The organism is Collinsella sp. AF08-23 (genome assembly GCF_003479805.1).
GTDB lineage: Bacteria > Actinomycetota > Coriobacteriia > Coriobacteriales > Coriobacteriaceae > Collinsella.
This window is the reverse complement of the sequence record NZ_QUHV01000003.1, coordinates 160,759-183,554: the sequence shown is the minus strand read 5'-3', so window position 1 is coordinate 183,554 and position 22,796 is coordinate 160,759. Positions and strand designations below refer to the sequence as shown.

General features: G+C 59.1%; 21 protein-coding genes, 3 tRNA genes and 1 pseudogene. 13 read left to right on the top strand and 12 right to left on the bottom strand.

What is annotated here, in order from left to right:
* Positions 1-64 precede the first annotated feature (64 nt).
* Entirely contained in the window at positions 65-265 is a 201-nt protein-coding gene (locus tag DWV48_RS09145) for a hypothetical protein (protein ID WP_118653355.1), read from the bottom strand.
* A 290-nt stretch (positions 266-555) separates the two neighbouring features.
* Between DWV48_RS09145 and DWV48_RS03100 the strand changes: the two genes are divergently transcribed.
* Together DWV48_RS03100 and DWV48_RS03095 are read left to right on the top strand one after the other, a co-directional pair.
* The gene (locus tag DWV48_RS03100; RefSeq protein WP_233546086.1) at positions 556-1,272 is read left to right on the top strand and encodes a hypothetical protein; all 717 of its coding nucleotides are present in this window, start codon (positions 556-558) and stop codon (positions 1,270-1,272) included.
* Positions 1,273-1,638: 366 nt separating this feature from the next.
* Positions 1,639-2,571 (top strand): Abi family protein, encoded by a 933-nt coding sequence (locus DWV48_RS03095; RefSeq protein ID WP_233546084.1) that lies wholly within the window; start codon positions 1,639-1,641, stop codon positions 2,569-2,571.
* A 104-nt stretch (positions 2,572-2,675) separates the two neighbouring features.
* Here the strand turns inward: DWV48_RS03095 and DWV48_RS03090 are convergent, their stop codons facing one another.
* From DWV48_RS03090 to DWV48_RS03070, 5 genes and pseudogenes are all read right to left on the bottom strand, one after another.
* Positions 2,676-3,092, bottom strand: a complete 417-nt coding sequence (locus DWV48_RS03090; RefSeq protein WP_118653349.1) for a hypothetical protein — start codon at positions 3,090-3,092, stop codon at positions 2,676-2,678.
* 109 nt (positions 3,093-3,201) lie between these two features.
* Positions 3,202-3,891, bottom strand: a complete 690-nt coding sequence (gene istB / locus DWV48_RS03085) for an IS21-like element helper ATPase IstB (RefSeq protein WP_118653347.1) — start codon at positions 3,889-3,891, stop codon at positions 3,202-3,204.
* A gap of 32 nt (positions 3,892-3,923) precedes the next feature.
* Positions 3,924-4,097 (bottom strand): annotated as a pseudogene (locus DWV48_RS03080) (ATP-binding protein); the annotation flags it as partial.
* A 32-nt stretch (positions 4,098-4,129) separates the two neighbouring features.
* Positions 4,130-5,236, bottom strand: coding sequence for an ATP-binding protein (locus tag DWV48_RS03075; RefSeq protein WP_118653345.1), 1,107 nt, complete (start codon positions 5,234-5,236; stop codon positions 4,130-4,132).
* Positions 5,237-5,516: 280 nt separating this feature from the next.
* On the bottom strand, positions 5,517-5,735 hold the full coding sequence (locus DWV48_RS03070; protein WP_118653343.1) for a hypothetical protein: 219 nt from the start codon (positions 5,733-5,735) through the stop codon (positions 5,517-5,519).
* A gap of 715 nt (positions 5,736-6,450) precedes the next feature.
* Between DWV48_RS03070 and DWV48_RS03065 the strand changes: the two genes are divergently transcribed.
* Positions 6,451-7,275, top strand: coding sequence for an ABC transporter permease (locus tag DWV48_RS03065; RefSeq protein WP_118653341.1), 825 nt, complete (start codon positions 6,451-6,453; stop codon positions 7,273-7,275).
* Positions 7,276-7,285: 10 nt separating this feature from the next.
* The gene (locus DWV48_RS03060) at positions 7,286-8,041 is read left to right on the top strand and encodes an ABC transporter ATP-binding protein (RefSeq protein ID WP_118653339.1); all 756 of its coding nucleotides are present in this window, start codon (positions 7,286-7,288) and stop codon (positions 8,039-8,041) included.
* Positions 8,042-8,076: 35 nt separating this feature from the next.
* Here DWV48_RS03060 and DWV48_RS03055 read toward each other — a convergent pair whose 3' ends face one another.
* Complete coding sequence (locus DWV48_RS03055; protein ID WP_118653337.1) at positions 8,077-10,221, bottom strand: LTA synthase family protein; 2,145 nt, start codon at positions 10,219-10,221, stop codon at positions 8,077-8,079.
* A gap of 135 nt (positions 10,222-10,356) precedes the next feature.
* Entirely contained in the window at positions 10,357-10,902 is a 546-nt protein-coding gene (locus DWV48_RS03050; protein WP_118653335.1) for an Rrf2 family transcriptional regulator, read from the bottom strand.
* 161 nt (positions 10,903-11,063) lie between these two features.
* Between DWV48_RS03050 and sufC the strand changes: the two genes are divergently transcribed.
* From sufC to DWV48_RS03005, 9 genes are all read left to right on the top strand, one after another.
* Positions 11,064-11,846, top strand: coding sequence for a Fe-S cluster assembly ATPase SufC (gene sufC, locus DWV48_RS03045; protein ID WP_118653333.1), 783 nt, complete (start codon positions 11,064-11,066; stop codon positions 11,844-11,846).
* A gap of 12 nt (positions 11,847-11,858) precedes the next feature.
* Complete coding sequence (gene sufB, locus DWV48_RS03040; protein WP_118653331.1) at positions 11,859-13,271, top strand: Fe-S cluster assembly protein SufB; 1,413 nt, start codon at positions 11,859-11,861, stop codon at positions 13,269-13,271.
* Positions 13,271-14,533 (top strand): SufD family Fe-S cluster assembly protein, encoded by a 1,263-nt coding sequence (locus DWV48_RS03035; RefSeq protein ID WP_118653329.1) that lies wholly within the window; start codon positions 13,271-13,273, stop codon positions 14,531-14,533. The genes sufB and DWV48_RS03035 overlap by 1 nt, the downstream gene beginning before the upstream one ends.
* Entirely contained in the window at positions 14,530-15,873 is a 1,344-nt protein-coding gene (locus DWV48_RS03030; protein ID WP_118653327.1) for an aminotransferase class V-fold PLP-dependent enzyme, read from the top strand. The genes DWV48_RS03035 and DWV48_RS03030 overlap by 4 nt, the downstream gene beginning before the upstream one ends.
* A complete protein-coding gene (gene sufU / locus DWV48_RS03025) occupies positions 15,866-16,288 on the top strand; it encodes a Fe-S cluster assembly sulfur transfer protein SufU (RefSeq protein ID WP_118653325.1) in 423 nt (140 codons plus the stop codon). The genes DWV48_RS03030 and sufU overlap by 8 nt, the downstream gene beginning before the upstream one ends.
* A 103-nt stretch (positions 16,289-16,391) precedes the next feature.
* On the top strand, positions 16,392-17,819 hold the full coding sequence (locus DWV48_RS03020; RefSeq protein WP_118653323.1) for a lysylphosphatidylglycerol synthase transmembrane domain-containing protein: 1,428 nt from the start codon (positions 16,392-16,394) through the stop codon (positions 17,817-17,819).
* A gap of 191 nt (positions 17,820-18,010) precedes the next feature.
* Positions 18,011-18,745 carry an iron-sulfur cluster assembly scaffold protein gene (locus DWV48_RS03015; RefSeq protein WP_118653321.1) on the top strand — a complete coding sequence of 245 codons (735 nt, stop codon included), beginning with the start codon at positions 18,011-18,013 and terminating at the stop codon, positions 18,743-18,745.
* Positions 18,746-18,762: 17 nt separating this feature from the next.
* On the top strand, positions 18,763-19,767 hold the full coding sequence (locus DWV48_RS03010) for a GGGtGRT protein (RefSeq protein WP_118653319.1): 1,005 nt from the start codon (positions 18,763-18,765) through the stop codon (positions 19,765-19,767).
* Between the two features lie 356 nt (positions 19,768-20,123).
* Positions 20,124-21,746 carry an FAD-dependent oxidoreductase gene (locus tag DWV48_RS03005; RefSeq protein WP_118653317.1) on the top strand — a complete coding sequence of 541 codons (1,623 nt, stop codon included), beginning with the start codon at positions 20,124-20,126 and terminating at the stop codon, positions 21,744-21,746.
* Between the two features lie 110 nt (positions 21,747-21,856).
* On the opposite strand, the gene DWV48_RS03000 is transcribed toward DWV48_RS03005, so the two are convergent.
* The 4 genes from DWV48_RS03000 to DWV48_RS02985 all read right to left on the bottom strand — a co-directional run bounded on the left by DWV48_RS03000 (position 21,857) and on the right by DWV48_RS02985 (position 22,793).
* Positions 21,857-21,933 (bottom strand) — tRNA-Lys (locus tag DWV48_RS03000).
* A gap of 21 nt (positions 21,934-21,954) precedes the next feature.
* Positions 21,955-22,031 (bottom strand) — tRNA-Lys (locus tag DWV48_RS02995).
* Between the two features lie 25 nt (positions 22,032-22,056).
* Positions 22,057-22,133, bottom strand: a tRNA-His gene (locus tag DWV48_RS02990).
* Between the two features lie 162 nt (positions 22,134-22,295).
* On the bottom strand, positions 22,296-22,793 hold the full coding sequence (locus tag DWV48_RS02985; RefSeq protein ID WP_118653315.1) for a VanZ family protein: 498 nt from the start codon (positions 22,791-22,793) through the stop codon (positions 22,296-22,298).
* Positions 22,794-22,796: the final 3 nt, after the last annotated feature.

Genomic DNA, 22,796 nt, shown 5'->3' with positions numbered 1-22,796 from the left:
GTGGGTAATGGCATCTTGCCAAAAGTGGTGGAGGCTTGGGCATCGAACCCACGGCTTAAGTACGCTAATCCTGCCCAACGGCATCACGTCCGGAACCTCCACTTAAGCCAGCCGCCAACATGAGAAGCATCATCGAATCGTTCATATGAACCTCCATCATCAAATTAACTTGTTCAATCATTACTTCAAAAATCAAAGCAAAAGCGCCGGAGAACAAGTCGATGGGTTTCGAGACGTCCAAATGCACGCAAAGCAGGGAAAGCATCAGTGCAGTTATATGATACGGCTTCGGTTAACTCCACATGAAAACTCGATGACTTGCATACCGCTTGAGTATTCAGCCCTTTAATAAAGCCAGAAATCGAGGAACTGTAGGTACCATCGTTTCTAGATAGCGCTTATTGAATGGAAGCGCATTAATATACAATTCTTAAACGAACACCCTCATAGCATCAATACAACATCAACTGAACTGATAGACGCGTAATGACGGAGGAATGTATGCAGAGAATAATTGCATTTTTAAAGTTTGGTGAACGTAGGTATCTAGAACGAATGCAGCAAGGCAATTTATACTTCTCCAACGCTCAAACACTACGTGCTTTTGAGATGCAGCATGCCATCAAAGGCCAGGGAGATCGCTTAGAAGGCGGCACGGAGCTTATAGCCAATCAAATTAAGCTAGCTAAAGGTGATGCCTCTGTTTTGCTTCCGCCCATGAAAAATGGTGCGATACCCCTGTATTTCGAACCCGCCGACTTACTTCCGGTCTTCTGTGTTTTTGCCTGCTTTGAAAAAGACAGCATGGAAAAAGAAGACGGCAGTATTTTCATTCGGTTATCGCACGAAATAAGAGAAAACATAAGTTCTCATTTTCCCAAAGCAGATACAGTAGCAATCATAAAAGAACCTGAACGCTTTGTTAAAGACGTTCGCTCTTCTGTTGGAGAAGGATGCATTTCCGACTTGGTGAAATATTATGATTTGACTGGCATCCAGAGTGAATATGGACCTGTAAACAGTTTGGACTACTTCAAGTATCTGATGCAGGATGTGCCCCCACTAAAGAAAGACGGAAAAATTACCTATTCCTTTCAATCCCAATACGTTTTTCGCTCCCTACTGTGCAAAGACGTGTTCTTCGACAAGGAGCAGGAATATCGTTTTATACTGACCAAGAAACAAATTGCAGAACCGCGCGAGTTCCCGATACGTTTAAGTGCAAGTATTGAGCTCCAGGATTTGAGTCGGTTTTTCACCGATATGAGTTAAACAGCTTGTGCAGCTGGGACACCGTTAGGCAAAGCACGCGCTTTTGCTTTATTAAGTATTGCCCACCTAGCCAAAAGAGAGGCTCCAAACAAAGACTCTTTCACACTTCCGCAACCCCATCACATCCACCCCAACTCGAAGCGCGGCACGAGATCGGACTTGGAGAGACATAAAGATGAAGCACAGCGCATCCCTTTACGCATCGAATCGATTTATTTTTCTTCAATCGAATCTTATACTGCAAATAGGATTGAACAGAAACACCCATTGCTATTGTAATTGGCGACACTCTCGGAGACTGGAGTGAAAATGAAACGAGGAAACACTCTCAATATGCTCATGAAACACCTCCGAGATGACCACGGCATGAAAGACCTGTACGGCAGCAGCCGCAAGATTCGTCTGCGCAACATGGGATACTTCCATGGATACAAGGGCTACCGCTATATTCGCAGACCCGATGCAAAACTTGAGCTTAGATCTTTTGCAGACCTTGAATATGTTTATCATTTCGATGCTCGGGTTAAGTCAGCATTCTACCCACAGATTATGTATATCGAAACCGCACTTAAGAACATTATTCTTGCTCGCATTGTAGAAAACTTACAAGACCCTTCCCTGTCATCATTTCTCAAAAATGGCCTGAATGACTGCAAATTACCCAACGGCACAATCAATAAGACCGCAATGCTAAATAAATTACAGCTCAAAACCACCTTAATCGGTATCGTCAAGAACAGGTATTCAGATAGCCATGTAAAACACTATGTCGATCGAGATGATGACGCTCCCCTCTGGAGTATTTTTGAAAGCATGACTCTCGGAAATTTATACAAGCTCTGCCAAAGCCTCCCTCCACAAACCACTCAGGTCATATTGAAAGACATTGGATTCGACGGTTCCAATCTTGAACTTCTCGCATCCATTATTGAAACCCTTCGCCCTCTTAGAAATGCGATTGCTCATAATCTGGTTGTGTTCGATGCGCGGTTTAGCCCGCATGCCAAATTGGAAAAACAGAACAAGCATCTTCACATTACCGGCGCGCTTCTAAAAAACGAATTAGGACTTTCATATGAGCCCAGATTCGATACACTCATTGACTATATCTCCCTCGTCACAATTATCGGATTCAAAGTGTCTCAGCGCACGACACCCGCAAGGTCATTTCTGAGAGACTGCAGAAACCTGTTGAGAGATTTACAGGAGGAAATTGGAACCGACAGATATATTAGAATTGTTGGTACAGGAGACAGACAGAAACTCGTCGCAACCGAGCGATATCTCATGAGTCGATAATAGTTCTTAACTTGACAGTTCGGAACTCTTGAATTAGAGTCATCATCAATAAACGGCAAATAGCCGTAAGGGAGATTGACCAGTCGATCTCCCTTTTTCTTTTTCTAACAGTCACCCAGATAGGTGATAGGGGAACGCCCCTCACCTGCGGAACCTCGCTTCGGCCATGAGCAGATGGCGGACCACCCTTGCGATCTTGGGCCACCTCTCGTCGTCGCGCTGACCCTGAAGAAGTAGACGTAGAGGTTCAGGTAGGACTGCAGGTTCCCGGGGTCCATGCCGGTGAAGCGCCAGAGGTAGCGCTTGAGCCACGAGCGCAGGTTGCTCACCAGCTCCATCGCCTCCAGGTACTCCGGGTCCCGCGCGTCCGCCTTGTAGGACTCGTCCGCAAGACCGTTCTCCCTGACGGGGACGTCATGGGCCCTCTCGCGGTCGCGGACGAGCGTCGCGCCCTCCGCGACGCGGCCCCCGAGCGCCGCCCCGATGCGGGCGGCGGAGGGCTTGCCGCGCCCGCAGACCACCGCGACGGGCTCCTTGCGGGCGTTTCGTCAAGTAGATTTGAGCAGAATGGGCAGTAAAATCTGAGCAGGGCGCGCACGGAATGTGCGCACCGTTTTTGAGCAGCCCGCCCTACATGAGTGCGTGGCGCACGCGGTACGACTCTCCTTTGAACTGCACGAGCCTGCCGTGATGCACGATGCGGTCGATGACCGCGGCCGCCATCTGGTCGTCCCCGAAGACCGATCCCCAGCGGGAGAACTCCAGGTTCGTCGTGATCACCACCGACTGGCGCTCGTAGGCGTCGGCGAAGACCTGGAACACGAGCCGCGCCCCGTCGGCATCGAGCGGCGGGAAGCCCAGCTCGTCGATGACGAGCAGGGCCGCGCGGCCGATCTGCGCGGCCTCGCGGTCGAGCCTTCCCTCGTCGCGGGCGCGGCGAAGGCGCATCACGAGCGAGGAGGCGGTGAAGAAGCGGGCCCCCGGGCGCCTGTCGCAGGCCAGCTGGCACAGGGCGCTCGCCATGTGGGTCTTGCCCGTGCCGACGTCGCCCATGAGCGCGAGGTCCTCCCGGCGCTCGAGGAACGAGAGCGACAGCAGGTCCTCCCGGCCGAGGCCGTCGGGCCACGAGACCGCGGACCAGTCGTACCCGTCGAAGGTCTTGGGCGCCGGCAGCCCGCAGCGCCTGAGCAGCTGGGCGCGCCTCGAGGCGTCCCGGCTGTCGCGCTCCGCCTCGAGGTAGCCCGCCAGGTACTCGACCTGCTGTGTTTCGTCAAGCCTCGCTTTCGTAAAAGAGCACTCCTTTCTTTCGGGTTTCGCCACGAAAGTTTTCGGGATCGGGCGCGGGCACGCCCCTATATTCCTGACTTGCCCAGCATGAGGGACTCCTCGAGCCGGTGGCTCGGGCCCCCGAACTCGACGAGCCTTCCGTGGTGGACCACCCGGTCCACGATCGCGGCGGCCAGCTTGTCGTCCGCGAAGACCGTGCCCCACCTGCTGAACTCCACGTTCGTCGTGAACACTATGCTCCTCCTCCTATACGGTCAGCAGTCGCTGCCATTCAGTACCTGTCGAGCAACTCCTCCGCGTTATCCAGCACGTACTCCCTCAAAAAAGGAACGGAGAACTCAACATATCCACGAACGGGACTTTGAATCACCTCGTGCTGTATGAGCGAACGCCGAAATGAGCTCGTGGCCTTCGGCTCCCTTCCCATCCTTTTCGCGACGTCGGCGGTCGAGGCGCGCTCGCCCTCTCGCGCCATCGCAACAAGGTACTCCATCGCCCCTTTGGTCAACTTGGAGATCGCGGGCTCATGGACCACTTCATGGAATCGCGTCATAGCGTTTTCCACACCGAGGCGCATATCTTCGTCGGAAACCTGCATCGAACTCGCGCGGTGCAAGTCCGCAAATCGCCAAACGTAATATCCGATCAGCTGGATCAAGTACGCGTAACCCTCGGTCGCATGCGCCATTATCTCAAGTTGATCATCGTCGAGAATCAAACCCGAGGCGGCGAACCCGTCCTTGAAGGACAGCTTCACCTCGATGAGACTGATAAAGTCAAGCTCCTCGCTTTGGGCGCGCCTTAAAAACGTCAGCGCCTTGCCGTTGATCAAATCCATAACCCCCATGGGGAGGCCGGCGAACACAAGCGAGATATTCTCCTTCTCCCTGATGAGGTGCTGGACCGAACCGGCGATGAGCTGCATGGCCTCAAGCGGCGCATCTTGGACCTCGTCGATAGTGACTACCAGCCCTTTCCCCTCGCCGCAACGACGCTTCATCAGCGCTCGTAGGTTCGGCCTCTTAACGCCCATCGACACTTCACCAGATGCTATCGCGGCATTGCCTGCGAGCGAGATTGAGTCAACGGAGGAATCTGGGCTCAATTCGTACATCAAGTCGTCCACCATGTTGACACCCGCAGTGATATTGACCACATTCCAGCCGATATCCTGAGCGCGGGCGCCCAGATCGGTGAGCAGAACGGTCTTTCCCGATCCTCTCGGCCCCGTCACCCTCATCAAGCGGGCCGGTGCGCCCGCGCCGCCCTCCAGCGCACCGACATAATCCAAGAAAACCTGATCGCGACCTATGATGCGCGGCGGCTCCGCCCCAGCGCTGGGCTTAAACGGATTGAAGAACTTCTTTGAACACGCCATGTAGCATCACCCATCCAGTCATATCCCTCAAATCGATTATATCGCTCAAATCGACGGAATCGACCGAATCGCTTTAATCGACAGCCGACGATGGGTCGACCTAGGCAACCTTACAGTTCGTGTAGGCTCCTCGGGTGCGATGTCTATCTCCCCGCGCCACGTCACAGCGCCGTACTCCACGCACACGGCAATGAAGGCGGTGGGTTCTCAAGTACTCTGAACACACCCTTGCCGAGTAGCGGCATGACGTCGTAAACCCCGCTTTTGCCATCCTCGAACGCTAGGGCGATGCGGTGCCCTGGAACCGCCCGACGATCTCCACACGATACAAAAGTGCGACTTCACGGTTGGGAATGCGCGGGGGGCGCAACGAGAGTGTATCGTTTGGCAGAGCGGTCTCATCGATCGTCAGATAACCGGCGAGGTACAGCATACTCTTAAGGGCATCGCCTTTGAACTCCATCTCGGGAAACACGATGCCCAGGACGAACGGTGCCATCCCGATCGATATAGTTCAACATGCTCCCGGGGTTATACACGTCTCCGTCGTCGAATCTGTAGCCGCCATACCACCGCTTGGCAGTTTCATGCTTTCCAGATGCCCCATACAGGACAAAAATGCGGCAAACCCACCGTCCTGATTATCCGCTCAGCACATCTACGCGCCTGCATGCCCCCTCAACCATCTTGCCTGCCATTTCCTTTGCCTCTGGGAAGCCCTCGTCAGCCAAGCCAGAAGCAGCGCTCAAACGCCTCCCTCATCGGACCTTCTGGAATCAGACCATCGAAAAACGCCCGGGTGCTTTGGGGGGAGCGATTCACCGACAAGAGGCAAACTCCTAGAGATGGCTGTCGCGTTAGGCGTGGCGAGATATCCAGAATCGTACGAGAACCTCGGACCGTTACTCTTTTCCGCTCCGCTCATTTCCGCAACTGACAACTCGATTTCGTACCGAACGGGATTAAATTCTACCATCTCCTAATGTCTTACCGCTCGGTAAGCTATTGAAACATCAGACAATTTCTTACCGCTCGGTAGGAGTGTGATTATATCGAGGAAATCGCTTAAATCGGCAGCATGGCATGCAATCGATAACACCTCGCAGTCCACGCGTCTTACGTCACCCCGCCCCGTGCAGATACGGTGCGGCACGGGACCACATGGTAAGATGTCATTTCGTTAGACAAACCTCTACGCCCTAGGAGCACTGCTCGTGGCCGATAACTCTACCGACACGGCTACCATTCAGCCGTACGCGAAGAACGAAACAGAGAAGAACCGCTTTATCTTAAAGCAGCTCGTCACCAAGGACTTCAAGCTCAAGTACCGCCGCAGCGTGCTGGGCGTCGTCTGGTCGGTGCTGAACCCGCTCCTCATGATGGTCGTCATGAGCATCGTGTTCTCGTTCCTGTTCAGCAACGGCATCGAGAACTTCCCACTCTACCTCATCCTGGGCAACATCACGTTCTCGTTCATGTCCGACTCAACGAGCGCCGCCCTCACGTCCTTTCTCGATGCGGCACCTCTGCTCAAGAAGGTCAAGATCTCGCGCTTCGTGTTCCCCGTGCAGAAGGTCCTGTTCGCGCTCGTGAACTTCGCCTTCTCACTCGTCGCCGTCGCGCTCGTCATGCTGTGGTTCCGCGTCATGCCCACCTGGCACCTTATCTGGCTGCCCGTGTGCCTGGGTCTCCTCATCATCTTCTGCATCGGTATCGGCCTCATCATCGGGTCGCTCGCCGTGTTCTTCCGCGACGTCATCCACCTGTGGAGCGTCATCCTCACCGCATGGACCTACCTCACCCCCCTGTTCTGGGACTTTCAGCTGCTCATCGATAAGGGTGCCCCGTTGTGGGTTATCGGCATCGTCAAGGCGAACCCCATGTACGGCTTTGTGACCTTCATGCGCGACATCTTCCTGTGGAATCAGAGCCCCTCGACCGAGATTCTCGCGCTCTGTGCCGTCTGGGCTGTCGTCATGCTCGCCATCGGCATCCTCGTCTTCCGCAAATCCCAGCACAAGTTCATCCTCTACGTCTAAGGACACATCAATGGCAACCACCGCATCTTCCGAATACGCCATCGAGGTCAACGACGTCACGATGATCTTCAACATGGCATCCGAGCAACTCAACAGCCTCAAAGAGTACTTCATCAAGCTCGTGAAGCACGAACTGTTCTTCAACGAGTTCCGCGCGCTCAAGAACGTCTCGTTCAAGGTGCGCCCCGGCGAGGTCGTGGGGCTCGTTGGCACCAACGGCTCGGGCAAGTCCACCATGCTCAAGGTGATCGCCGGCGTTCTGGAAGCCAGCGAGGGCGAGTGCGTCGTCCGCGGCAACATCGCGCCGCTCATCGAGCTGGGCGCGGGATTCGACCTCGAGCTCACCGCGCGCGAGAACATCTACCTCAACGGCGCGCTGCTCGGCTACACCGAGGAGTTCATCGACGCGCACTTCCAGGAGATCATCGACTTCGCCGAGCTGCCCGACTTCGTGGACATGCCCATGAAGAACTTCTCCTCCGGCATGGTCGCGCGCATCGCGTTCGCCATCGCCACCATCACCGAGCCCGACATCCTCATCGTGGACGAGACGCTCTCCGTGGGTGACGTGTTCTTCCAGGAGAAGTGCGAGAGGCGCATCCAGCACTTCATCGAGGACGGCAACGTGACGGTGCTGTTCGTGAGCCACTCCATGGACCAGGTGGAGCGCATCTGCCAGCGCGCCGTGTGGATCGAGAAGGGCGACCTGCGCATGGACGGCCCCGTGGACGAGGTCTGCAAGGCGTATCGGGCGCAGTTCGCGTAGGCTGCGAATGAAAGACAAGCGCAGTCACACTTAAACTACTGGCCAAGCTTCTCCGTAAACCTTAGGTACTGAATCGCTTGCATCTGCGCAATCGTCTCACGATAGGGGCTATCGGTGCCGAGCTCATACCTCAATCCATCGGCTCCAATATAGCCCAGCAGGTTGATTGCCCCCACGCTTTGCCCCAAGACAAGATCTGCCTTCTGACGATCAGTCAGAGGCGCACCAAGCGCATACAGAACCTGCGCGGCAAGTTGCGATGAGCTCGTCGTCCGAACTTGACCGAACCCCGTGCCGGCAACCTCGTAATTCGTCCAAACCATATACGTCGATTCATGCTTCTTGAACTCTCGGTCAAGCTGAGCCGCATCGGCATACAGGGAATCCGCCAAGGTGCCAGCGAGTCCCGGCTGGTGGTCCCCAAAAAACACAAGTGCGACAGGGCGATCGACACCCTTCAGCTTCTCAATGAAGTACGCTAGGTCCTGATCCGACCTATTAATGCACGCAAGATACACGCCTAGCTCGGACAGGGCTGCTGGGTCATCAACGCCCGCAACATCTAGGCCAACCACATCCTCTGCCGGCACACTCCCCTCTCCGTATCCACTATGATTCTGCATCGTGACATCGAAGATGAACTGCGGCGCGGCATCCTGCTCGAGCAGCTCGAGAATCTTGTCGTACGTAGACGCGTCCGTCGCGCCGGAATGGTACACGGGCGCGGACTCAAAATCCTCAATAGAGAGGAACCGGTCAAAACCAAGCTGCTCATACACGGAAGAACGTTTCCAGTTAACTGCGCTCTGCGGATGCATGGCGACCGTGCCGTATCCCAGCTGCTTAAACTGCTTGACTAGGCTATCGGACTCGCTCAAATCATAGAGCTGATACGGGTATTTCCCCGTCCCAATAAACGCCATCGAATTTCCCGTAAGGAACTCAAACTCCGAGTTTGCCGTTCCACCACCTACAACAGAAACCATAAGTGTGCCGCGCTGCAACGTCCCCTCAAGCGAGCTGTAGAATTGCGGTCCCCCGTAGCCCGCCTCACGAACTGCTTCGTATATGGACATATCAGAAAACGTCTCGTTCATGACGGCGATTACTGTTGGTTTGATATCGCTGAACTGGGCTTCCGCCGCAAGGCGCTCGGATGCAACGCCCATCGTGGAATCGAATTCCTCGACGAGCTGATCCAGCAAGACAGCCGTCTGCTGCTTGTCATATCCCTCAGGTTCGGGAATCTTCAAATCTTGCGCGACCTCGATGAACGCGGGTGCAAACCCAAGCGTCTGATATGTGGTGATGGGCATCCAGCGATCATACTCAAACTCGATTGCATCCTCAAGCTTCACCGTGTTGAACAGCCCGCCAAGGGCAACGAGTAAGACCACGCCCACAAGCGTGCTTGCCCCTGCGGTAATTGCGCGCGTCCTGCGAGAAAAGCTCCTATAGTTCGGCCTGATGAGAGATAAGCTGCAAGCGCATACTGCGGTCGCACACAGGGCCACAACCATCTTGGGAGTAAGCACGTAGTTATAACCGGAGGCAACCGCACCAGCCGTCTTAAGCGAGAGCAGATCCGTAGGCATGATGGGCGTGCCCTTGAACATCACAACAAAATACTGAGCTATGCCAAAGCCAACCGCGCAAAGGGGAACGAACGTCACGAGAGCTCCCCCTCGCTGCCCCAGAAAATACAGGGCAACAGACGCCAACGCAAAAAGCAAGACGGTTACAGCGAAATACTGCAGCTGAATCGACCCGCTCGTATCCAGCCAGACGTAATCGATCATCCATGCGGAAACGATGGACACAAATGCGATAACACAGACGATGGCGACGGCACGCAGGGCAGCCCGCAGTTTGATGGGAAGTTCCGCCATGCCGTCCGAAATGCGATTTCGCATGAGCGTGATGGTGCCGCACAAAAACAACGCCACAGCATAAGCGCCAAGGTCGAGGATTCCAGCCTCGGCGTCTATGCCACCGAGCAAGCAAAAAATGCCAACAACGAGCAAGAGTGCCACATAGAACACCGACCACATGATGTCTCCAAGAGGCAAGCGGCGGCATTGCCTCCACATGCTCACGGCATGGAAAACTGCCAATGCGGTCAGAGCAAGCGCAGAAACGAAAAGCGGTATGGAATACGCCGCAGGAGCAAACTCGGGCATGTAACGATCCGTTCAAGACAAGGTAAGGAGACGGTAAACATCATCCTAACACGGGAGCGCGTAGCCACAACAATGCCCGGCACCATCGGTGCGCGCGATAGCGGCATCGATTCGCGCCGATGCCGCCACTAGCACCTACAGTTCAATCTCCACCTTAATCTCCGGCACAGCGGCGAGCTCGACGAGGGTCACGCCGTCCACGTAGGCGTCGATGGTCTCCTCGAGCCCGGTCCAGAACTTCACGGTCGAGCACAGGTCGCTGCGCCCGCAGGCGCCCTCAAGCCCCTCGCAAGCGACGGTGGACCGCTCCCCTTCCGCCGCGCGCAGGATATCCCCGGCGCGAATCTGCGCAGCCGGCTTGGCCAGAACGTACCCGCCGCCCTTGCCACGTACGCTCTTGAGCAAGCCCGCCTTCATGAGCGGGCGCACTAGCTGCTCCAAGTACTTGAGCGAGATGACCTCCCGCTCGGCGACCTCGCGCAGCGACACCTTAGTCTGGGGACGCGAGGCGCTCGCGAGGGGTCGTGCGGGGGCATCAAGGGCCAACGACCCTGAGCGCGACCCATTCCCTGGTGCAGGGGCGTCATCACCAACGGCACTTCCCGCAACGGGATCCCCGCCGATCGCGGCAATGTATATCATCAGCTTGAGCGCGTAGCGGCCCTTTGAGGAAATGAGCATGGGCGAACCCCCTTGCGGTAAACCATGTGAAACAGCGAGCCTGGTCTCGAAACGTCTGCATATTCTCGCAGAAATCGGCTATCATCGTATCGTTAATCCGAGTGAACTTCTAGAGTTTAGCGCGGATCGCACATCGCCCGTGCACCTCGAAAGGATTTCTTATGAGCGCAACACCCCTGCTCAGCATCACCGGCCTCACCGCCTCGGTGGACGAGAAGACCATTCTCCACGGCATCGACCTCGATGTCGCCGCCGGCGAGACCCACGTCCTCATGGGCCCCAACGGCGCGGGCAAGTCCACCATGGGCCACGTGATCATGGGCGACCCGGTCTACACCGTGAACGAGGGCACCATCACCTTCGACGGTCAAGACATCACCGACCTCTCCCCCGACAAGCGCTCCCGCGCAGGTCTGTTCCTCTCCTTCCAGGCACCCGTCGAGATCCCCGGCGTGCCACTCTCAAGCTTCCTGCGCGCGAGCATCGCCGGGCGCCCCGGCCTCGAGATGAAGGGCAAGGAGTTCCGGCGCCGCGTGAAGGAGCTCGCCGCCGAGCTCGACATGGACACCGCCTACCTCAACCGCGAGCTGGGCGTGGGCTTCTCCGGCGGTGAGAAGAAGAAGGTCGAGATGCTTCAGCTTCTACTCCTCCAGCCCAAACTCGCCATCCTCGACGAGACCGACTCCGGCCTCGACGTCGACGCCCTCGGCGTGGTGTCCCGCGGCATGGACGCGTACCGCCGCTCCACCGACGGCTCGCTTGTCATCATCACCCACAACACGCGCATCCTCGAGCACCTCGAGGTCGACCGCGTCCACGTTATGGTGAACGGCCGCATCGTGCGCGAGGACGACGCCTCGCTCATCCCGTGGATCGACGCCAACGGCTTCGACTCCTTTGAGCGCGAAGCAGCCGAGCAGCTCGCCGCGGGCGAGTCCCGCTAGGAGGCCGCAGTCATGGCTAAGAACCGAACCGAGGTCGCGGACATCGACCGCAGCCTCTATGACTTCTCATACGGTGAAGAGGGCTTTGAGCGCCTCGACGCCGGCCTCACGCCCGACATCGTCCGCGAGATCTCCGAGCGCAAGAACGAGCCCGCCTGGATGCTCGAGCGCCGCCTCAAATCCCTCGAGATCTACCACAACACGCCCAACCCCACCTGGGGCCCGGGCATCGACGGCCTCGACATGGACCACATCGTCACGTACGTGAAGCCCAACACCGACCAAAAGGCAGACTGGGACTCCGTGCCCGACGATATCAAAAACACCTTCGAGCGTCTGGGCATTCCCGAGGCCGAGCGCAGCTATCTGGCCGGCGTGGGTGCCCAGTACGACTCCGAGCTCGTCTACCACAACATGCAGGACACCGCCTCCAAGATGGGCATCGTCTACTCGGGTATCGAGGAGGCACTCCACGAGCCCAAGTGGGAGGCGCTCATCCGCGAGAAATTCATGACGCTCATCCCGCCCACCGACCACAAGTTCGCGGCGCTGCACGGCGCCGTGTGGTCTGGCGGCTCGTTCGTCTACGTACCGAAGGGCGTCAAGCTCGACTTCCCGCTGCAGAGCTACTTCCGCCTCAACGCCGCGGGCGCGGGTCAGTTCGAGCACACGCTCATCATCGTCGAGGACGACGCCGACCTGCATTTCATCGAGGGCTGCTCGGCACCCAAGTACAATGTGGCGAACCTCCACGCCGGTGCGGTCGAGCTCTTTGTGGGCAAGCGCGCCCATCTACGCTATTCGACCATCGAGAACTGGTCGAAGAACATGTACAACCTCAACACCAAGCGCGCCCGCTGCGAGGAGGAGGGCGAGATCGAGTGGATCTCGGGCTCCTTTGGCAGCCACGTGGGCTACCTCTACCCCATGAGCGTGCTCGCGGGCCGCAAGAGCCGCTCGAGCTTCACCGGCATCACCTTCGCGGGCGCCGGCCAGAACCTCGACACCGGCTGCAAGGTCGTGCTCGGCGCGCCCGACACCACCGCCACGGTCGAGACCAAGTCCATCTCCAAGGGCGGAGGCATCTCCACGTTCCGCAGCTCCATCGTCGCCACCCCGGCCGCCGAGGGCTCTGCGGCGAGCGTGTCGTGCCAGTCGCTCATGCTCGACGACATCTCGCGCTCCGACACCATCCCCGCGATGGACATTCGCGCCAAGAACGTGGACATCGGCCATGAGGCGACGATTGGTCGCATCGGCGACGATAAGGTGTTCTACCTCATGAGCCGCGGCATGTCCGAGGAAGAGGCGCGCACCATGATCGTGAACGGCTTCGCCAATCCCGTTTCCAAGGAGCTCCCGCTCGAGTACGCAGTCGAGATGAACAACCTGATCAAGCTCGAGATGGAAGGGGCTATCGGATAATGAAGATGGACGGTATGACCATTCGCCATGCAAGTGCGATGCCTGCTCCAACTTGGAGCTGGCTCAAGATGAACGACGTCACCGTGAAGATCCCCGATGGCCTGGAGCGCACATGCCAGGTCGAAATCGAGGCAGGCGACACCCTGGACAACACCACGAGTTTTGAAAGCGCCATCGCGCGCCTGCAGGAGCGCCTCGACGCCGAACGCAGCGACGCCCGTGCAGATTCCCGCGCCATCTGCGTTGCCGCCACGCGCAAGGACAAGGGCGCCGAGGACCTCGATGTCCCCGCCCTTTCCTCCTACGAGAAGCGCGCCGCCCTCTCCGAGATGGCCGGTGATGTCGCCGCCGACTTTGAGACCGGCATCGGCATCAACGCCCGCGCCTATCTGAACTTCCTCGCCGGCGGAACCGCGGTCCTCGCAGCCGAGGCTGGTGAGACCGAGCAGGCGAACATCCGTGTTACTGCTGAGAATGGCACTGCATCGGGTGCCAGCGTTGACATCATCGCCGAGGACGGTGCCACCTTCGCCGTGACCATCTCCCTCGATTCCACCGCCGAGCAGCCAACCTTCATGGGCTCCACTCTGCGTGTGTTCGCCGGACGCGGCGCCCGCGTCGACCTCACGGTCTATGTCACCGCCAGCGATGCCGTCACGCTCATGGAGGATTCCGGCTTCGTGCTCGACGAGGACGCGCGCGTGACCGTCCGTCACGTGGTCCTCGCAGGCGGCTTCACCGCCACAGGCCTCGCAGCCGACCTCCGGGGCGACCGCTCCCGCATCGACGTCGAGACGAGCTATCTCGCCGCTGGTACCGAACAGCGCGACTTCAACTACGTAATCCGCCATCGCGGTCGCAAGACGCTCTCCAACATGGACGCAAACGGCGTGCTCACCGGCTCGTCCAAGAAATGCCTACGTGGCACCATCGACCTCATCCACGGGGCAAAGGGAGCCGAGGGCGCCGAGCGCGAGACGGTCCTGTTGGCAAACCATGGCGTGGACAACAAGACCATTCCCACCATCTTATGCGATGAGGACGACGTCGCGGGCAACCACGGTGCCACCATCGGCCATGTGCGTCCCGAGCAGCTTTTCTACGCCGCATGTCGCGGCCTTTCCCAAGAGCAGACGGAGGCCCTGTTCCTCTCCGCCAAACTTGAGGACGCCGCTCTACGCGCGCCCAATGACGCGATTCGCGCCCATGTCGTCCGCCTGGGCAACCAGATCGTCCCGGATTTTGAGGAGGAGATCGCGTGATCGACACCGACAACGTGACCTGCGACACCTGCACCACACCTTCCAGTTTCGTATTCGATGCCTCTGATGAGGTAAGTCGCGGATGGCCCCGCGTCGACATCGGGCTCAATCCGTATAAAAGCTCCTTCCCGCTCCTCGCCCAGCGAGAGGACATCGCCTTTTTGGACAGCGGCGCCACCGCGCAACGCCCTGCATGCGTTCTCGAAGCTCAAAGGAGCTTCTATGAAACGATGAACGCCAATCCCCTGCGCGGTCTGTACTCGCTCTCCGTTGAGGCGACCGAGGCCATCGCACGCGTACGCGCCCAGATCGCCGAGCTCTTGGGCGCGGTAGACGAGCGAGGTCGCGCCCGCGCCAACGAGGTGGTGTTCTGCCGCAACACGAGCGAGGCGCTGAACATTGTTGCCAAGGGCTTCGCGCCCCACGTGCTCAAGCCCGGTGACGAGGTCGCCATCACCATCATGGAGCACCACTCCAACCTGATTCCGTGGCAGCAGGCGTGCCGCGCCGCAGGTGCGAAGCTCATCTACCTCTACCCCACCAAAACCGGTCGGATCACCGACGAGGAGATCGCTGCCAAGATCGGGCCTGCGACCAAAATCGTCGCCGCCGCGCACGTCTCCAATGTCCTGGGCGTGGAAAATCCCATCGCCAAACTCGCCGCGGCCGCTCATGCAAACGGAGCCTACATGGTGGTCGACGCCGCCCAATCCGTCCCGCACATGCGCGTCGACGTGAACGAGCTCGGCGCCGACTTCCTCGCCTTCTCCGCACATAAGGCACTTGGCCCCATGGGCGTGGGAGTGCTGTGGGGACGTGCGGAGCTGCTCGACCAAACCGACCCCGTCCTCACCGGCGGCGAGATGATCGACTCCGTCACCGAGCAGGGCGCCGTCTGGGCCCCCGTGCCCGAGAAGTTCGAGGCCGGCACACAGGACGCTGCTGGCATTTACGCCACCGGAGTGGCGCTGGACTACCTCGTGAACAAGGTCGGCTACGACGCCATTGCCGAGCGTGAGCACGCACTCGTCCATTACGCCATGAGTCGCATGGTCGAGCTTCCCTTCGTTGACATCATCGGGTCCATCTACTGGGACCAGCACCATGGGGCCGTTAGTTTCAACATCCGCGGCATCCATCCGCACGACGTCGCGAGCATCATGGACATGGACGGCGCGTGCATCCGCGCAGGGCACCACTGCGCCCAGCCGCTCCTCACCTGGCTCGGCGTGGAGAACCTCGCCTGCTGCCGCGCCAGCCTTGCCTTCTATAACGACAAGTACGACATCGACCGCTTCATCGACTCCCTCAACCACGTCTGGAGTGTCTTCAATGGGTAACATCTACCGTTCCGCATCCTTCATGGAACACAGCTCGCACCCCGATTACAAGTACGAGATGGACGCCCCCACGCACACGCATGACGGCATCAACCCCAGCTGCGGCGATGAGCTCACGCTTTCCCTACGCGTGGAGAACGGAGTCATTGAAGAGGCCGCCTTCACCGGGCACGGCTGCGCGATCTCGCAGGCGTCAGCGGATATCATGGCAGACCTCATCACGGGCGAGACGGTTGAGGAGGCCAAGCGCCTCTCCGGGCTTTTCTTGGCGATGATCCGCGGCGAGGAGCTCACCGAGGACGACTTTGACGACCTCGACGAGGCGGCCCAACTCAAGGACATCTCGCACATGCCCGCGCGCGTCAAGTGTGCCGAGCTCGCCTGGCGCACGCTCGACGGCATACTCAGCGCGTAACCTTCTTGTGTATCAGCTCATGCCCGGCGCGGCGCCGTGACAGACGGGTACACTGTGTACACGGTCGCGACGGCGCGGCCACGATGTACCCACGGAGGCACGGATGACGTCACAGACCGATCGCGAACAGGAGCGCTCAACGGCGTCCGTAACGCCCGGGGCAACCGAGCAGCAGCGTGAACGCCGCGCCCCCAAAATCGCAGTTGGAGACGTCTCCGCCGTCCAGGACCGCAAGGCCGACAGCACCTCCATGAAGCAGGTGCGCTCCACCTTCATCTTCCTTGCGTTCATTGGTGTCGCCTACGCCGCCTACCTCGTCATGAGCGGACAACTCGATGACTTTGTCCGCGCGCTCATCGGCGTCAATCCCAAATGGATCATCGCGGGCGTCGCGTGCTTTCTGTGCTATTACGTTTTCGGCATCCTGGCGTACGCCGCCATCGTCGTCATCGACCACGACTCCCCCGTCGGGTTCCGCGACCTCATGAGCGTGGAGGCATCCGGCGTCTTTTTCATGCGTCTTACCCCGGGAGGCGCGGGCGTCATCCCGTCGCAAATCTACCGCCTCACGCGCGCGGGACTCTCCCTGGCCGATGCTTCCGCCCTGCAATTCGTACGCTTCACCCTCTATGAGGCGGGTGAGGGCATCTTCGCCGCCATCATGTTGCTCTTTTGCGGCAACTACTTTTTAGAGACCTTCGCCGACGTCAAGATCATCGGGCTCGATGTTATCTGGATCGGCATTTTCATGTTCGGATACAAGTTCATCCAGGTCGGCGGTGTGCTGTTGCTCTGCCTGTTACCCAGACCGATCCAAAAACTCGGCTCGCTCGGTCTCAAGATCGGGCGCACGCTGCACATCCTCAACCAGGAGCGCTATGAGCGCTACCTCGACTTCCTCACCACGCAGGTCACCACGTTTTCACAGGCTTTCCGCTCTGCAGCATCCAACTGGCATGTGCTCCCCATCGTAGAGCTCCTTACCCTGATCCAACTCGGCTGCATGTATGCGCTGCCCTATTTCGTTCTGCGCTCGTTTGGCCTCGAGGCCGACCTGCTGGTCTGCCTCGCCTCCGGCTCCATGGTCGAGCTGCTCGTTAACGCTATTCCGCTGCCAGGTGGAGCAGGCGGCGCCGAAGTCGGCTTTACCTACCTGTTTGGCAATATGTTCGGATGGCATCTGTCTGCAGGTCTCGTCATATGGCGCTCCATCGAGTATCTGCTGCCCGTCGTCATCGCCGCCCCCTGCATGGGCATGCGTTCCACTACAGGAGAGAGCATCTACAACCGCTGGAGCCGCCGCGCGCATAACGCCCATCATGTAGCACATGGTGACTGGGGCGGAGTCAGACGGCCGGCGGGCGTCAAGTTCAGGCCGACGGACAAGCGAACAAGCACGCCGACGCGAGTCAACGCCGCGCGCAAGTCCGACGGTGTCACCTTCAAGGTTCCTGCAAAACGCACGAACAAGGAGGCGCGCGCGCACGAAGACGGTTCCACATCGGGCACCTGCAAAGATCGCAACGCATAGCGTCCCCCGTTGGCGCGGCCCCTCGGACATGATCACTCCTGCCACGCTTCGCCCATATTAAAGCGTTTCAACTTACCTTCTCCCTCGCAGGCGACCCAACTCGGGTTAAAATAAAGCTGCATGTCAGGTTTGCCCGGTCCATCGGAATCAAAACCGTGCGTCCGGCAGCGACTACGAAAGAGAGGAGAGGCATGCAGTACTCACAGGAAGTGGAGAACATGTGCCCCGTCGCCAAGGGCGCATACCACGGCCCCGCGCCCATCCCGGAGGAGGGCCAGTGGGTCCAGGCCAAGGAGATCAAGGACATCTCCGGCCTCACGCACGGTGTTGGCTGGTGCGCCCCGCAGCAGGGTGCGTGCAAGCTCACGCTTAACGTCAAGGAGGGCATCATCGAGGAGGCCCTCGTCGAGACCATCGGCTGCTCGGGCATGACCCACTCCGCCGCCATGGCTTCCGAGATCCTCCCCGGCAAGACCATCCTCGAGGCCCTCAACACCGACCTCGTCTGCGATGCCATCAACGTGGCCATGCGCGAGATCTTCCTGCAGATCGTCTACGGCCGCAGCCAGACCGCGTTCTCCGAGGGCGGCCTGCCCGTGGGCGCCTCCCTCGACGACCTCGGCAAGGGCCTGCGCTCCCAGGTCGGCACCATGTTCGGCACCAAGGCCAAGGGCGCTCGCTACCTCGAGCTCGCCCAGGGCTACGTGACCCGCATGGCCCTCAACGCCAACAACGAGATCATCGCGTTCGAGTTCATGAACCTCGGCAAGTTCACCGACGCCCTCAAGGCCGGCAAGACCCCCGAGGAGGCCATCGCCGGCGCCATGGGCCACTACGGCCAGTGGGAGAACGCCGCCAAGTACATCGACCCGCGCACCGACGAGGAGACCCACACGGTCGCCAACGTCTTCCCGGTTCACGAGTAGAAAGGGAGGGATAGAAAATGGCTGTTACTTTCGAAGGTTACGAGCGCCGCGTTGAGAAGATCAACGCCTGCCTCGCCGAGAACGGCATCGCCTCCCTCGAGGAAGCCGAGCAGATCTGCCTCGACAAGGGCGTGAACGCCCGCGAGATTGTGCACGACACCCAGTCCATCGCATTCCAGAACGCCGAGTGGGCCTACACCCTGGGCTGCGCGCTGGCCATCAAGAAGGGCGCCAAGAGCGCTTCTGAGGCTGCCGCCATCATCGGTGAGGGCATCCAGGCCTTCACCGTTCCGGGCTCCGTCGCCGAGGACCGTAAGGTCGGTCTGGGCCACGGTAACCTGGGCGCCATGCTCCTGTCCGACGACACCGAGTGCTTCGCATTCCTCGCCGGTCACGAGTCCTTCGCAGCCGCTGAGGGCGCCATCAAGCTGGCCCTCAACGCCAACAAGGCCCGCAAGACGCCGCTTCGCGTCATCCTGAATGGCCTGGGCAAGGACGCCGCCCAGATCATCGCCCGCATCAACGGCTTCACCTATGTGAAGACCCAGTTCGATTACTTCACGGGTGAGCTCAAGGTCGTCGAGACCATCCCCTACTCCGATGGTCCCCGTGCCGCCGTCAACTGCTACGGCGCCGACGACGTCCGCGAGGGCGTTGCCATCATGTGGCACGAGAACGTGGACATCTCCATCACCGGTAACTCCACCAACCCCACGCGCTTCCAGCACCCCACCGCGGGCACCTACAAGAAGGAGCGCCTCGAGGCCGGCAAGAAGTACTTCTCCGTGGCCTCCGGTGGCGGTACCGGCCGCACCCTGCACCCGGACAACATGGGCGCCGGCCCTGCCTCCTACGGCATGACCGACACCATGGGCCGTATGCACTCCGACGCCCAGTTCGCCGGCTCCTCCTCCGTGCCCGCGCACGTCGACATGATGGGCCTCATCGGCATGGGCAACAACCCCATGGTCGGTGCCACCGTCGCCTGCGCCGTCGCCGTGAACGCCGCTATCAACGAGTAGCATTCGCGCCGCGCGAGACGCACGCCAACGACTCGGCAATACGGGCCGTCACCTTCGGGTGGCGGCCCTTTTTCTTGGAGAGGATTCCAGGTGGAGGATGGAGGGCGGACAGGCGGACACGGCAACGGGCGCACCCGCCGATGTACGGGCGCGACAGCCCTCAGGCGCACGAGAGGCGCGTACGCATATATCTAAAATTCAGACGATCTCATGCAATATCCGACTAGATGACTCGTATGACAAACCGTCCGCGCAATAGCATCTGCCGCGTACCGACCCGCGCGTCCGAACGATACCGCGACCACGTACCCTAGTGAACGGCGCATCATCGGCCAATCCGCAGATAGGAGAACCCCATGGAACTCAAATGCGATGCCCTCGTCATCGGAGGCGGCATTGCAGGCATCAGCGCCGCAATCGAAGCCGCATCCCATGGCGCATCGGTGGCACTCGCCTGCGCCGGACCGCTATTCGGAGGATCGAGCTTCTACCCGGGCACATGGGGGCTCGGCCTCATCGGACCCGAATCCGATACCGACGAGGCGGATCTGATCGCATCCATCTTACGCGTTGGCTGCGGTGTCGCCGATGAGAGGCTCGTGGAGACGTTCGTACGGGGTATTCACCCGTCGATCGCCTGGCTCGAAGATGAGCTTGGCGTGAGGCTCAAACGTCCGGAGAGCGCCGAAAGCGCCCTTGAATCAACCTTTATACCCTGCTTCGACCATAAACACCGCTTGTGGCGTGGCATCACACGAAAGGAGTTCGAGGCTGCCGCAAAGCGCGCGTTCAAGGAGCTCGGCATCGATGTCCTCGAACGATGCGAGCTGATGCGCCTCACCCGCGGTGAAGAGGGAACGAGGGCGATTACGGGTGCCATCCTCTACGACCGAAGAGCTCAGGAACTCTTCGGATGCATCGCCAACGCCGTCGTCCTCTCGACAGGTGGAACCGGAGGCCTATTCGAGCGAAGCCTCACCTCCCAAGACGTCCTAAGCTCCGCCCAGGGCATCGCCATGGATGCCGGTTGCTCCCTCGTCAACATTGAATTCATGCAGATGATGCCCGGCTTGGTCTACCCCGCCCGCGGCATCGTCTTCAATGAGAAGACGTTTCGCTACGCCATGTTCGAGGACGAGAACAAACTGCTGCCCAGGGAGCCAGAGGACCTCGGCGCGCTCCTTGAGAGGCGCTCCGGGCACGGACCCTTCACCTGCCGTCTTAACGATGCACTCGTGGACATGGCGATTGACGCTGCTGGCGACGAGGGGCTTTCTGTTCGCTATCGATTCCCGCATGAGGGAGCCCCCGAATTTGTGAGGACATTCGCCCAATGGATGCAAGACGAGCTGGGCATCACTCCCGCGGATAACCTGCGCGTCGCCATGTACGCACACGCGGCAAACGGTGGGATACAGATCGATGAATGCGCTCAGACCGGCGTGCCCGGTCTCTATGCCTGCGGTGAGGTGACGGGAGGCATGCACGGGGCCGATCGCATTGGAGGGCTCTCGAGCGCCAATGGACTCGTGTTTGGAAGGATTGCCGGCACACAGGCAGCGAAGGCAGCTGAGCGCATGAAATCCGGTGCCGCAATGCGTCAAGTCGCGACACGCGCCCTCGAGCTGGCGCTTCAAGACATCCGCATGACGAAAGCACCTCTGGACGACATGGATGCTTCCCGCATTACGGGGGACATGAAGTGCACGATGAGCGCGCACGCCATGATCCAGCGCACCGAGACAGGTCTCGCAGATGCGCTGCGGGATATCGAGCAGTTACAGCGTGAGGCGCGTTTCCACGGAGCATGCCGCGGCTGCGTCATCCCCCGTGACGCCTCACTCGCACGGGGAATTCGCATTTCCTCGCAGCTCAAGCTCGCCCATGCCATGCTAAGCGCCATGCGCGAACGACGTGAGAGCCTTGGATCCCACTATCGACCCGATTATCCGCCGCACGTGCATCACCCGCGTGCCTGATCACCGTTGTTGCATCCCCTGGATTCAATGGGATGCAGCCGAACGCAATCGATTTGAGGAACTAAAACACGCACATAAAGAAAAACTCCCTTGCGGGAGCATGCATTCAATGGTGGGCGATCAGGGATTCGAACCCTGGACCTTGGGATTAAGAGTCCCCTGCTCTAGCCAGCTGAGCTAATCGCCCGTATGTCCAAAGGATGCAATGTGGTGGGCGATCAGGGATTCGAACCCTGGACCTTGGGATTAAGAGTCCCCTGCTCTAGCCAGCTGAGCTAATCGCCCTTTGCATCTGCCGTGTGAAAGGGAATGGGGTGGGTAAAGGGACTCGAACCCTCGACCTACGGGACCACAACCCGTCGCTCTAGCCAACTGAGCTACACCCACCATGTCTGTCACACAGCGAAGAGTATTATGCACGCTCATGGCGTTCAATGCAAGGGGTAATTCAAGAAAAGTTTGAGAGCCTTGGCCTGAGGGTGAAAATCCATTGGCCCCATGGCCGTCCCATGCCCCACCGCCGGCTTCGTCCAATCCCGCGCGATGCGGTTACGCGCGCTTCGCACGCACTTGACGCGAGTTGTTACGAACTCTCCGCATCTTAATCCATGCTGTCCGGAGCGCGATACCCGTTGCCGCCCCACAGCAATCGAGGAGCACATCGATCACTTGCCCGGAACGATCGGCGACGAAGAGTTGAATCGTCTCATCAATAGATGGAATGAATGCGCAAAACACGGCGGTGGCGACAAGGGAGGCGCGCGACGCGGCACCGGTCCTGTCGAACGCCTGCGACGCGAACAGACCAAGCACGAGATACTCGGTGAAATGCGCGGTCTTGCGAATGATGAAGTTCGTCAGCCACGCATAGGGAAGCCCCAGCGAGCGCAGCACCTCATGGGCACATTCCATGACACTCAGGCTTAAAGAACCGCTCCCCTGACCGGGAACGAGAGAGTTGCCCCATATGAAGGTGACGAACACCAAGGTGAGCAGCAGCCAGGGAGTGCTCACCTTGAAACGAAACTGACCGGACAAGTTCGACAAGAC